This is a genomic window from Acidiplasma cupricumulans (genome assembly GCF_001402935.1).
Classification (GTDB): domain Archaea; phylum Thermoplasmatota; class Thermoplasmata; order Thermoplasmatales; family Thermoplasmataceae; genus Acidiplasma; species Acidiplasma aeolicum.
Genome location: NZ_LKBH01000018.1, coordinates 1 through 13,252 on the forward strand (window position 1 = coordinate 1; position 13,252 = coordinate 13,252).

Annotated in this window: 12 protein-coding genes and 1 pseudogene; 5 read left to right on the forward strand and 8 right to left on the reverse strand. The window is 35.8% G+C overall.

Annotated features, from left to right (window positions below; translation table 11 throughout):
* Positions 1-100: 100 nt before the first annotated feature.
* Both ilvD and AOG55_RS00535 read left to right on the forward strand, forming a co-directional pair.
* Positions 101-1,759 carry a dihydroxy-acid dehydratase gene (gene ilvD, locus AOG55_RS00530; RefSeq protein ID WP_048101803.1) on the forward strand — a complete coding sequence of 553 codons (1,659 nt, stop codon included), beginning with the start codon at positions 101-103 and terminating at the stop codon, positions 1,757-1,759.
* 323 nt (positions 1,760-2,082) lie between these two features.
* The gene (locus AOG55_RS00535) at positions 2,083-2,325 is read left to right on the forward strand and encodes a hypothetical protein (protein ID WP_048101392.1); all 243 of its coding nucleotides are present in this window, start codon (positions 2,083-2,085) and stop codon (positions 2,323-2,325) included.
* A gap of 11 nt (positions 2,326-2,336) precedes the next feature.
* On the opposite strand, the gene AOG55_RS00540 is transcribed toward AOG55_RS00535, so the two are convergent.
* The 5 genes from AOG55_RS00540 to AOG55_RS00560 form a co-directional block, all read right to left on the reverse strand.
* Positions 2,337-3,722: an ammonium transporter gene (locus AOG55_RS00540; protein WP_082180442.1), complete on the reverse strand. Its 1,386-nt coding sequence runs from the start codon at positions 3,720-3,722 to the stop codon at positions 2,337-2,339.
* Positions 3,723-3,852: 130 nt separating this feature from the next.
* The gene (locus tag AOG55_RS00545) at positions 3,853-5,748 is read right to left on the reverse strand and encodes a class II glutamine amidotransferase (RefSeq protein WP_048101390.1); all 1,896 of its coding nucleotides are present in this window, start codon (positions 5,746-5,748) and stop codon (positions 3,853-3,855) included.
* On the reverse strand, positions 5,745-7,817 hold the full coding sequence (locus tag AOG55_RS00550; RefSeq protein WP_048101389.1) for an FMN-binding glutamate synthase family protein: 2,073 nt from the start codon (positions 7,815-7,817) through the stop codon (positions 5,745-5,747). The genes AOG55_RS00545 and AOG55_RS00550 overlap by 4 nt, the downstream gene beginning before the upstream one ends.
* A 99-nt stretch (positions 7,818-7,916) precedes the next feature.
* Positions 7,917-8,423 (reverse strand): DUF309 domain-containing protein, encoded by a 507-nt coding sequence (locus tag AOG55_RS00555; protein WP_048101388.1) that lies wholly within the window; start codon positions 8,421-8,423, stop codon positions 7,917-7,919.
* Positions 8,424-8,509: 86 nt separating this feature from the next.
* Positions 8,510-9,565, reverse strand: coding sequence for a Y-family DNA polymerase (locus AOG55_RS00560; RefSeq protein WP_048101802.1), 1,056 nt, complete (start codon positions 9,563-9,565; stop codon positions 8,510-8,512).
* A gap of 73 nt (positions 9,566-9,638) precedes the next feature.
* Between AOG55_RS00560 and AOG55_RS00565 the strand changes: the two genes are divergently transcribed.
* Positions 9,639-10,157, forward strand: coding sequence for a hypothetical protein (locus tag AOG55_RS00565; RefSeq protein WP_048101387.1), 519 nt, complete (start codon positions 9,639-9,641; stop codon positions 10,155-10,157).
* A 356-nt stretch (positions 10,158-10,513) separates the two neighbouring features.
* Positions 10,514-11,116 carry a TenA family protein gene (locus tag AOG55_RS00570; RefSeq protein WP_048101386.1) on the forward strand — a complete coding sequence of 201 codons (603 nt, stop codon included), beginning with the start codon at positions 10,514-10,516 and terminating at the stop codon, positions 11,114-11,116.
* A 5-nt stretch (positions 11,117-11,121) separates the two neighbouring features.
* Here AOG55_RS00570 and AOG55_RS09250 read toward each other — a convergent pair whose 3' ends face one another.
* The 3 genes from AOG55_RS09250 to AOG55_RS00575 form a co-directional block, all read right to left on the reverse strand.
* Entirely contained in the window at positions 11,122-11,298 is a 177-nt protein-coding gene (locus AOG55_RS09250; protein WP_156150295.1) for a hypothetical protein, read from the reverse strand.
* Positions 11,299-11,308: 10 nt separating this feature from the next.
* The gene (locus tag AOG55_RS09720; protein ID WP_201779074.1) at positions 11,309-11,509 is read right to left on the reverse strand and encodes a transposase; all 201 of its coding nucleotides are present in this window, start codon (positions 11,507-11,509) and stop codon (positions 11,309-11,311) included.
* A gap of 164 nt (positions 11,510-11,673) precedes the next feature.
* Entirely contained in the window at positions 11,674-12,846 is a 1,173-nt protein-coding gene (locus tag AOG55_RS00575; RefSeq protein WP_054964108.1) for an IS110 family transposase, read from the reverse strand.
* 207 nt (positions 12,847-13,053) lie between these two features.
* Between AOG55_RS00575 and AOG55_RS09255 the strand changes: the two are divergent.
* Positions 13,054-13,252, forward strand: a pseudogene (locus AOG55_RS09255) (transposase); the annotation flags it as partial.

Consider the following 13,252-nt stretch of genomic DNA (forward strand, 5'->3'; position numbering starts at 1 on the left):
TTATCAATTCATTACATAATCACATATTTTTATAAAAATTTATATAATGGCAATTGTCCGCTTAACAAGTCTTATATACTATATTGCTTTTAATTCAAAAATGAAACGATCTGATGTTACCTACAGCGGTCCCGAAAGGGCACCCAACAGGTCTTACATGAAGGCCATGGGGCTTACAGATCAGGACCTTGAAAAATATATTGTTGGTGTTGCTGCAGCATGGAATGAGGCAGGTCCATGCAATATTCATGTCCTGTCACTTGCGAATCATGCGAAGGAGGGTATAAGAAATAGAAACGGAACACCAAGGGTTTTTACCACGCCTGTTGTAATAGACGGTGTTGCAATGGGCACAGAGGGGATGAAATACTCACTGGTGAGCCGTGAATTAATAGCAAATACAGTTGAATCCACTGTCAATGCCCATAGTTATGACGGCTTTGTTGCACTTTCAGGCTGCGATAAGACCAGTCCAGGGATGATGATGGCAATGGCCAGGCTTAACCTTCCGTCAATAGTGATGTACGGCGGAACCACACTTCCCGGATACTTCCATGGAAAGCAGATTGCTGTTGGAGACCTTTTCGAGGCTGTTGGCGCATACATGAACGGGAAAATGTCGCTTGCAGAGTTAAAGCTCATGGAGGATAAGGCCGTACCAACTGCAGGATCATGCGGTGGACTTTATACTGCAAACACAATGGCAATGATGACCGAGGTTCTTGGACTTGCATTGCCGGGCAGTGCATCGCCGCCTGCAGTGGACAGTGCCAAGGAAAAGTATGCATATGAAACCGGCCGCACATTAATGGATTTAATTGAGACAGACCTTAAACCAAGGGATATACTAACTCAGGAGTCATTTTACAATGCAATCTCTGTTTTGATGGCATCTGGGGGTTCAACCAATGCTGTATTGCACCTGCTTGCAATAGCCCATGAGGCCAATGTTAAAATAGATCTGGATGACTTCGACAGATTATCAAGGAAGATACCTGAAATTGTTAACATGAAGCCATCAGGTGAGTATGTCATGGCAGATCTTGATAAAATCGGCGGTGTTCCAATATTAATGAAGATACTTTTGGAGCATGGCATTTTAAATGGGGAACAGCTCACTGTAACAGGAAAAACCATAGCAGAAAACCTTAAGGATATAAGGGTTGCAAATTTAAATAATGTTATATACGATTATGATAAGCCGCTTAACCCTACCGGGGGCATAAGGATACTAAAGGGATCACTGGCACCAGATGGTTCTGTTTTTAAGATATCGGCATCAAAGGTTAAGTACCATAAGGGCCCTGCAAGGGTATTTGATTCTGAGGAAGAAACATTTAAGGCAATAAAGGCCAGGAAAATAAAAGCCGGTGATACTGTAATAATCAGGTATGAAGGGCCAAAGGGTGGACCGGGCATGAGGGAAATGCTATCGGTCACATCAGAAATCGTTGGTGAAGGTCTTGGAGAATCCGTTGCCCTTGTTACAGATGGACGGTTTTCCGGTGCAACCAGGGGAATAATGATAGGCCATGTGGCACCAGAGGCCATGGATGGCGGCCCCATAGCACTTGTCAGGGACGGAGATATGATTGAAATAGACGGGGTAAACGGAAAAATAAATATCCTTGTCAGCGAGGATGAGCTTGAAAGGAGAAAAAAGGAGTGGAAAAAACCGGAGCCAAGGTATAAGACAGGCCTGCTTCACCAGTATTCAAGGCTCGTTGCATCCTCTGCTGTGGGTGCCTACCTTGAATAAAACATACAAAATATTTTTTAAGTATTTTCAATAATCATTTTTAATAATTTTATCTTATGGGTATTATTTGCATTATCAAAAAAAAATAAAGTTTAATATAAAATAATTAACAGGACCTAATGATAATTCAATTGTTTTGCTGAAATCCAATAAATAATTAAAATGTGTGTAAATAAGCATAAAAACTTCATGAAAAGTGGTTCATGAAGACTTAAAATTATAAAATATTAAAAAACATTGAAATTGAGAAAAACCAGCTGCATTATTTTAGTCTATCCCCATAAAAATACAAAAGACTAAATATTTTTAATATATAAACACAAATGGAAGATATAAAGTCAATTGAGGAACAGATGGAAAAAACGCTTGAGGATTACAGGTCAAAAATAGAATCTATAGTAAATTCAGAATATGAAAAATTGAATACAAAAACATTAAACAATCAGGATGATGAAAATGTTTCAGGTGCCCTTACAATGATGGAATCAATTAATATTGATATTCTGCACATCTTAAGAGACCTTGACGACCTTATTTATTATTTAAATGAGATTAAAAAATTATAAAATTTATTTTATTAGTTTCCCTTATTTCCCTCTGCCTTCTTTGCATTTTCCTCCATTGAAAACCTTTCTATCTCGGCATTTGATGGCGGGTATGACATGTCAAATCCAGTTTCCCCATGTATTGCCATATCTCCTATCTTAAGATTCTCCTCCTTTTCCTTTAATGGTATAAACACACCTATAAGCTTTAGTATTCCATAGGTGAGTGCAAATACATATATTATGACGACCACAGCAGCAAATGCCTGTATGCCGAGCTGATAGAAATCACCGTATATTGCGCCCCTCAATCCCGGGTCTACGTACTGTGTGACAACAGGGTCGGCCAGAACACCTGTAAGAAGCCCGCCAACAACACCCGCAACGGCATGTGAGGAGAACACACCAAGGGTGTCATCAACCCTGAATTTTGGTTCTATTTTATATAAAAATATCCATGGTATTATTCCGGTTGCTATTCCTATTACCATGGCACCGTATATATTCACGTATCCTGCAGCAGGAGTAATTCCGACAAGCCCCGCAATGGCGCCCACGGATGCACCAATTAATGACGGCTTTTTAAAGAACTTCATATCCATCATCATCCATGTAATCATGCTCACGGCCGTTGCCACATTTGTGTTTATTATTGCAATGCCCGCATCAATTGTGCTTCCATACGGGTCACCACCATTGAAGCCATCCCAGCCGAGCCATATCAGGCCAAGTCCAAGCATGACAAGGGCAAGGTTGTTTGCCTTCATGTGCATTTCCTCCTTGATTCTGGGCCCTATGGCAATTGCAGCGGCAAGTGCGCCTATGCCCGCATCAACATGTATTACATAGCCACCGGAAAAATCCACTGCGCCAAGCTGGTTCAGCCACCCACCTGCAAAGAGCCAGTAGGCAACAGGGCTGTATACAAGAAGCGACCAAACAGGAACAAATATCATCCATGCCTTGAAGTTCATCCTCTCAAGTATCCCCCCCATCAGAAGCACCGGTGTTATTGCGGCAAAAACAAACTGGAAGAACATTACAGTTGAGTTTGGAATCGTAAGTGCCTGCTTAAGCGGGCCAACAATGGCCTGTCCCCCGATAAAGCCCCCGCTCATTGCCGGCGTTGGAATTCCAAGGATGTAATAACCATCTATCTTTAAAATGCTTGATGTGCCAAACCCGAAGTTATAGCCTGCAATAACCCATATTACCAGAACGGCAGCAAATGCATAAAGGGCCATCATCATTGCATTGACCATGTATTTTCTTTTTGTTAGCCCGGCATAGTAAAGTGCAAGCCCTGGTATGCTCTGTAGACCTACAAGGGTTGCTGCAGTAAGCATCCATCCATTATTGCCATTGCTTAACCACGACGTATTTGTTAGGAACATCGTCAAAAAACTTCCATTAAGCATATAATATAAACCTAAAATGCATAATATAATTTACCATGATTTTTCTGTCATTTTATTATAAAAAATTTATTTTAGGAACAAAAATTCAAAAAATTAAAATATTAACAGGTAAAAATGCAAGCCGTGTCATTTAATAACGCGGTGTTATGACCGTGAATTTTGAATCCAGATATTTTATATTTTTTGTTCCCATGGATGAATCAAACTCATTGATTAAATTTCTAACCTCCTGAATTTCATCCTGATTAAGCTTTCTGTACTCATAACTTGGAATTTCATGCTTGCTCATCATCTTCCTAACGTATTTTTTTGCCTCATCAGGGAGTTTGTCAAAAATGTCAATTATGTTTTTGTTTTTCATTGAAATGTAAAAATCATTGTCTATTATGGATGCCTTTCTAAGAGCCATGAGCATGCTTCTTACGTATTCTTGTGATGGCTGCAGTCCAACATACTTTTTATTAATTTTTTTCCTTATTATTATTTTCCCGCCTATCATGCCGGAACCGATATATTTACCTGTATATGCATTGTTGTTTGCAAATGATATTATAATGCCCCCGGACATGTACTCACCAAGATAGTCGGCAAATCCACCATTAATGATCATTACTGGTTTATAATCCATGTATGCCCTCATCTGCAGGCCTGATCTGTTTCCAACGTTGCCCAGCACAAATATTTTTCCGTTCTGAAAGGCCTGTCCAAAAACATCGCCGGCATTTCCATGAATTCTTATGGTTCCGCCAGTCATTGTATCACAGCAGTCATCAGCAACGTTGCCATACACATCAACATCATGGTTATAATTAAGGTTCATAAGGCAGTTCCCGGGGTTTCCATATAATTTTATATGTTTATTTCCAGCAGGGAATTTCATGCCTATGTATCTGTGGCCCAGTACATTTGAAATTATAATATCATGCTTATTTAACGCCATAATATGCGAATCAAGATCATTGTATTTTACTGATGATGCATCTATATCTGCATCATTATATGAATAAACATAATCTGTTATTTTATGTCTCGTTCCATGGCTTATTATTCCCTTTTTCATTGATGCAATAAAATATGAACCGGGCTCCATGGGCCATACCGTGGCATTTTTGTTAATATTCCTTATCTGGTTCTCCTCGCTGGCAATGTAATAATTATTTTCATCTGAACCCAAAATAACAGGCCTGAGTTTTGTCTTATCTGTAAGGCATATCATGTATAAATCATCGCCGGAATCATATCCGATAATTAATGTATATGGCCCATCAAGCACTGCACCACGGTACTTGTATTTTATAACAGGGTCATCACAGTTGTTTGACATTATCTTCACGGCTGTTATTAAATCAAAGTCCCTTAAAAGCTCCCTGAATAAAAAGGCTATAACCTCGCTGTCAGTGCCAACAAAGCTCCTCATTCCCCTTGATATTAAAAACTCCCTGTTTGCACCAAATGAGCTTATATCACCGTTATGGACTATTGCTATATTAAATGATGAGAATGGATGGGACCAGTATGGATAATTTCCGGGTGAGTTTGTTGGCTGCCTTGTATGGGCCAGCCACATATCGGCCTCCTTATCATATATATTGAACGCCCTGGCAACATCTGCCGGAAACCCAACACCCTTAAAGACATTAAGTGATTTTCCTGCACTGTAAATCCTGCCACTGCCATTAATCCAGAGTTCATCGTTAATTTCATCAAGTGCATCCTCATTATTATATAATGAAACATTAAAGCAGTAACTCTTTGTATTGCCTGCATCCTCAAATGTTACATTATCTGGGTATATGCCTTTTTCAGCAAATATCTTTTTAATCTCATCCTCGGTGCCATTAAAAAATGTTTTTATTGTATAATAATTGTTTGAATCCAGATTAAATGCAGCATAGCCAGACCCCTTATCGCTTCCCCTGTATTTTATTAGCTCAAGGGAATTTGCAACATTATTTCCGCATATCTTTTTTGAATCAATTTTCCTCAAAACACCCAAGAGACCGCAGCTTGATGGAGAATAATTCATAGTGAACCCGCCTCATCAACTTTTATTCTTGACTCTATATCGATATCAAGATTCACGCCCCTCATTAATTCTCTGTTGCCTGTGACAGAATATTGCAAATTTGATACACCCATGGCACCGGCAATTAATGCAAGTTCCCTTCTAATGACAATCAGAAAATTTAATGCTTTTTCATTTAAATTTGAATAATTGTTGTTAAGTGCATCCGTGAAAATGCCTCCGTTGAGTATGATGGTATCCGCACCAAGTGCAAGATATTTAATTATGTCACCGGTATTTCTCAAATTATTAAGGTAAACAAGAAGATCGAAATTGTATCTTGTGCCATTGTTTTTCAGATTTATGTCAAGGTCTGATAGCCTCAATTCCTGATATTTTTCAGGGAATATTATGAAGCCATCCAGACCATGACCTCCGGCAGGGCCGTATCTTATATTATTTTTTACAAGCAAATTACCATTTTTTAATATTGTCATCTTTTTGAATCCCTTTTTATACGATTTATCAACGATAACGCTACCTGTGAACATTGATGCCCAGTAAAGCGACGACCTAACATCCTCCGGCTCTGAGGAAGCATCAATTATAACCGGCATTGGAATTTTAATCCTGCCATGCGCCAGATAAAAACTGGTATCTATATTTTCCCTGTATGGATCAATGGGCGGCCTTGTAACCTGTGCCCCATCAAGCCTGAGAAAATCAATTATCCTTGATGGTCTGGCAACCTCCGGTGATGCTGTGCTTCCCATGCTTGTTATGGGAACCTCGCCCTTTGTAATAATCTCATTGAGGTATTTTTTATTTGGTTTGAAGTCATCAAGCATTATAGTTGAATTGGATTCTGCATGAATCTTAAGAACATCCGCAGCTCCTTTTGATATATTTTTTGCCGCAAGCAAATCCTTCCTGCCTGTTAATTCTTTTATGGAATTAAATCCAAGATTGTCCAGAATGCCTGCAAGCTCAAGCCTGAAACCTGTTATAAAATTGACTATATTGTTTACGCCGAAATCAACATCATAAATTCTTTTACCGTCTATTTTATTTGTAAGAGCCGTCGGGCAGAACCCAAGGTTGCACTTCCTTACCATGATGCATCCCATGGAAATTAATATGGCCGTGCCCATGCTGACCACATCTGCACCCAGAGCATACAGCTTTGCCGCATCGAGTGCACCGGTAACCCTGCCTGCGGCTATTATCCTAAATTTATCCCTTAAATTCTCCCTGACAAGCGCATCATGGGATGCTGCAACCGCAAGCTCAATTGGAATGCCAAGGTTATCCCTGATTACCTCGGGGGTTGCGCCTGTGCCTGCCCCCTGTCCATCTATTATGACCCCATCGGCACCTGATCTGGCAATTCCGGTAACTATATATGGTATATAATTTGTTGCCGCAACCTTTACAAATACAGGTTTTCCTGTGGCTATTTTTAATGCCTCTATCCTCTGTGATAAATCCTCTATGGAGTATATATCATGGTGGGGCGCCGGTGAGATTGCATCTATATTCTCAGGTATTCTTCTTGCCCTTGATATTTTTTCGGTAACCTTGCCCGCTGGGAGGTGGCCTCCTATGCCGGGCTTGGCACCCTGACCGATCTTTATGACTATCCCTGAACCAGAATTTATGGTTTTATAATCCACGCCAAATCTGGCGGAAGCCCACTGGACATATATTCTCCTATTATCACGTATTTCCGGAAGAAGGCCCCCCTCACCAGTACCGGCAAAGGTTTTTGTAATCTCTGCCGCCCTTGCAATTGCTATATTTGGATTTCCACTCAGGGCCCCAAAGGACATATCACCAAGGTAGAGCGGAACCGAAAGCTTTAAACCTTTGAAATTTACCTCTGTATCTGCAAGTGTGGAACGCAAATCTAGAGGCATATTCTTGAAATATATCTTGTCCAGTATTCTGTTGCCGCTATCTGAAGGATTAAAAATTCCAGTGGGTTTTCCAGTGTATGCGAGTTCCCTTATGTGTTCAATTATACTCCCTGTCCAAAAATCCTCCTCTTTCTGATTGGGTACATTAATAAAATTATCAACTATATTGGCCATGTGCAATATGATAGATTGTGTCTAGCTATATATATTTTTTGTCGAATTGTGCAATTATGAAGTAAATTAAAAAAATATTAATCTCAATAATAAAATAGGCTAAAGGTTATCAATATTTATCCATTCATTATTAATTAATCTCTGCCTCAGCAATGATATATTCAGGCCATTATATTCATTTAATGTTTTAATTTTCAATGCCCTTGATACTACATTTTTTGCAGTTTCCTGATGCCCACGCTGGTTATGCACATTTGCGGCGCATATTAATATCAGGAATCTTAAGGTTTCCTTTTCAATTCCATATGAATCTCTCCATATATTTTCAAGAACCTCATGGGCAAGCCAGTACATGCCATTATTCATCAGTTCCAATCCATCAGAAAAATTTTTGTCATTCCTAAAATTATCGACATTAATTACCTTATAACTCCTTGAAAAGAGGTCTGCCACAACCCTGTTAATATAATCATATGATGCAATTTCAACATGATTTTTCCCTATTCTAAGATCATAAATATTTTTATCAAGCAATTTGAATGATTTTAATAAATCATCACGCATATCATTTTTAAGCATTATGTCATAAACATATATTAACAACATGGCATAAGACGTTTAAAATATCTAAATATTTTTATTACCACATTTTCAGGATATAAATTGTGTTTATTCTAATAAATTTCTAATTATTAAAAAAAATCATCCAGTGTTTCATTTTTTGTTATTTTCCCAAGCCTGACGCCGACCCTTCTTATATTTCTCTGATCCTCGTTGATGATCCTGTTTAATAGACCTATTGCTATTTCAAGTGCGCGGTTTTTATCTATTCTTGCACCTGTATATGACCTTGATAGTATTGAAATATCCTCCATAATGGCAACAAGGCTTAACTCAGATGGCAGGCCTGGTGCCTTTTCATATGCTGAATCAATTGCCTTTTTTACATATGGTATGATGATATTCACATCCCTTGTATTCTCAGGCAATGTCATGTACCTACCAAAATTTTTCTTCTCCCTTGGTGTTACAGGTTTATTGTATGTATTATTTGCTATATCATAAAGATAATTATATTTGGCAGTTCCAATTATGTTGATAAGTTGATCCCTATCTGCATTGATTACATCTGTGATATATTTAATACCAGCATCATTTAGCCTCTGCCCTATTACTTTGCCAACACCAGGTATTTTGCTAATCTCGAGGCCCTTTAGAAAATCCTGAATCTCTGATGGCCCAACAGACTTTATACCATTGGGTTTTGCCATGTCACCAAGAACCTTTGCTATTGCCTTGTTAACTGAAACACCAACAGATACCCTTACACCCGTTTTATTGTATATCTCATCCTTAATCTTTTGTGCTGTGTTAACAGCATCATTAAAATCTTTACATGAATCTGTTACATCAATATACGCCTCATCAATGCTGGCAATTTCAATTTTATCAGAGTATTCGGAAATTATATCCATGATATGGTCAGACCATTCCTTGTAAAGATCCTTTCTTATGGGCAGGAAAACGGCCCTGTCCTTTCCTATTTTCATTGCCTGTGGAAGTGGCATTCCCGATTTTATGCCGATCTTCCTTGCAAGGTAATTTGATGTTGCAACCGCCCCGCTTGTTTCAGTTCTTCCGGAATAAACGCAGACAACAACGGGCTTTTCCCTGATTTCTGGATTTAATATCTCCTCTACCTGTGCAAAGAAGTAATCAAAGTCAATGAAAATTATAAACTGAGGCATTATAAAATAAATATTTAATTCATATTTTAACATTTTGAATAAATTTTAATTCTTATATGGTTATTATCATCAAATGTCAAGTGTGTTTATTGCGCCAAAGAGCGAGGAGGAATCATATAAAAAACTGCTCGAAATGATAAATAACGGCATATTATATAAGGACATTGAAAAATATCTAACGCCAGAGAATAAAAAAATTTTAGGATTAAAGGAAAAATTTTATGGCTGCGGGTTAAGAAGGACATTAATAGATTATTATAACATGATAAACATTAACGACAAAATTATATTTTATAGAAAAAAGGATCTTGTATTCTATGGAAAAATAATAGCAAAGCAGTATATACCTGAGGTACCAGATATTTATGGTTGGCCCATAAGGCATAACATGAAGAGGTCCTATGTTTATTTTTTTGATAATATTAAACCAATTAACATATCTGTTTATGTTTTTAACGAATTTAATTATAATATTATGCCACTAACGCATTTTAGCAATATTAATAATGAAGTTATGGATAAAATAAATGAAAGATATGGGAGTTTTGACAGCTTTATTGATGTTAAAAATAAATACATTCATTTTTTTTAATGATTTTATTAAAATATTTTTGTATATGTAACGATAGCTTGAAGGATAAACAAAATAAAATTTACAAATTTTAATATTATTCGGCTTGTTCTGACCATAAATTTATTTATAAATGGATAATAAAAAAATAATTCCATTTAAAGCAAAAATCATGGTTCACTGCCCTAGGCAACAAGTACTGTACGTGAAACGCCGGTATATATCATGCCACGATCCGATTTGGTTTGATTTTAGACTGTTTTCAGAATTCATGGATTTAAAATTTTTTATATTATTAATATTTCTGCGGGCTTAAATAGAATAAGTTATGGAAAAACAAATAATTAGATTAATAATAACATAATGCATACTAAATTATGCCAGATAATTCAATGGAATTAATAGGAAATTCCAGATTTAAAGAGGCGGTTAACACTGAATTTGCAAGACTTCTTATTGAAAACCACTGCCCGGAAAATTTGCTAAAAAAATATTTTATTCAGGATTATTTTTTTGTACTTGAGGATATAAAAGTTTTAAATAAATTGATTGATATATCAAATGATAATTATGCTGAAAAATTCAGACGGTTCAAACACATTGTTGAGAATGATGAGATAAAATTTTTTACTGATTTTTTTGTTAAAAATAACATAAATTCTAAAAATATTGAGTTATCAACATGCACAAAAGAATACATAAATTTCATGGATGAAGTAATAAATTCCAACGATTTTGTATTAATATTATCAATGCTCCTTGCAGGTGAATGGATTTACCTTGAAACATTTTCAAATAGGAATTCTCAAAATGATTATATAAATACCTGGGAAAAGCTGCATTCCGAAGATTTAAGAATATTTGTTAATTTCATGATTGATATAATAAATAATGAAAATATAAATGATAAAATTATCAATGTATTCAAAAATACTGTTGAACTTGAAATAAAATTTTTTTGCCAGTTTTTAAAAAATTAAAATTCTTATGATTGCAAAATTTGATTTTTATAAAAATTATTATCAATCCTTGTTATATATCTCCTATCTTCATTGTTTTCATGCTTCCTCCTGTAATAGTATGTTATCCTGTTAATTCCAGAATAATAGCATGCTTTTTTTACTTCAATTCCATTATTATTCATCTCATTCACCGAACTCATCTTTTCCTCCTCATATAATTTTTTTTAATATTTCATTTGCTATGGTCATTTCACCTATTATTGAGTTAAGATTCTCATTCTCCTTCATTAAAGACTTATCAGGATCCTTTCCTTCCAATCCCTTTTTGCCTCCTTCTAAAAACTGTTCCCTCCATTTATAAAATAGTGATACTGCTATTCCATGGTTCCTGGATATTTCTGCTATTGTAATATTTGGATTCTGGAATAATTACATTATAATATTGAATTTCTCCTCACCAGTCCATATTCTTCCAGGCATTTTACATTACCCACCTTTGTATATTTATATAAATCATTCTTTATATAGAGCTCTTTAGATGTGTTTAACTTTAAACTCCTATGAAAAACCTTTACTTAACAATCTTTTATGCCTCCATTGTATTTTAAATTTGCTGAATCCCCCTTTATATCATTATTGCCTTTTAATAATGTATATTCCATAGCCCTTCTTTTCCTTATTGCAAGGCTTTCCAATTTATCATAATAAGAATAATCAATATTTTTTAGATCTGTTTTATTCCTTTCATAGTCAATGTAACCTGTATTATTTTTAAGCATGGTAAATATTGTCTCTGCTAATATCCTTGCTATTGCTATTATGGACCTCTTCTTTCCTAATCTTCTTACAATGCTTAGGTATTTAGTTCTGAACTTCTTTGTATATTTTATAATTATGTGTGATATTTCTGTTAGGAAGAACCTTAATATTGATGGCCCATGCTTTGTTATATGCCCTTTTACTACCTTCTCTCCTGAAGAGTACTCTTTAGGTATTAAACCTGTATATGATGCAAATCTTTCCTTGTTCTTAAATCTTGAGATATCCCCTATTTCAGAGTATATTCCACATGCAGAGTAATAATTGATTCCGGGAATTGTCATCAATAATTTTATATTATTATTGTTTACAGCTATATTTGATAATTCTGTTTCTATTTCCTTTTCCCTGGATTTTATGCCTGATATGTCACTTAGCAGTGATCTCAATACAATTCTATCGGAGGAATTCAATTTATTATAATTATTGCTGATTTCCCTTAATCCCTTTTTGCCGAATGGGTCTGCTGCCTTAATTATTATTCCATATGATGCTAATATTGCATGTATTTGATTCTTCTTTACTGTTATCTCCTCTCCAAGGGAATGCCTGTACCTCACTAAAGTCCTGATATTTTCTATTTCTTCTGATGGTATGTATATTTCCTTTAATGCATTGATCCTGTAAAGGTATGCAAGTTTGTATGAATCTTCCCTGTCAGTTTTCTTAAAACCATCTATTGCTGATATTTTATCAGGATTTATTAAATGTATTTTATAATTTAATTTCATTAACGCCTTTGATAAATATTTCCCTGATGTTGATGATTCTATTACAATATCATGTTCCTTATAATCATTTAAAAAACTATCCAGTACAGAAATATTATTTTCCGTGTTCCTCTGTATAACGAGCTCTCCATTATCATTTAATACCGTAGCATATACGGAATGTTTATGTACATCCAAACCTATTACTATATCAATCACCTCCGTGATTCTGTGAGATTTAGAATCGAAGACTCGACAAACTCCTATTCACCTTATTAAATAAGGTAAGAAATCGAGTCGAAGGGCGGCTATTCTATCCAGCGGCCTCGAAGGCCAAGTTTAAAGAAAACCGCCTCCGATTCTCACAGCTATATCGTCATATAGCTGAGGCTAAATAAGGTTTTTCATGATTTCTATCCATAACCAAAATCAAAGGTAAAGGAAAAGGATATAGAAATAATGGATGATGCAAATAAAATGTTTAGGTGCAATAATAAGGAAGAGGCCATAGGTAAATTCAATGAGTTTAAGAATAAATGGGAGAATAAGTATCCTAATATAATATATAATACTGAAATAAAGTTAGGTGAATTATTAAGATTCTATGATTATCCATTAAGAATAA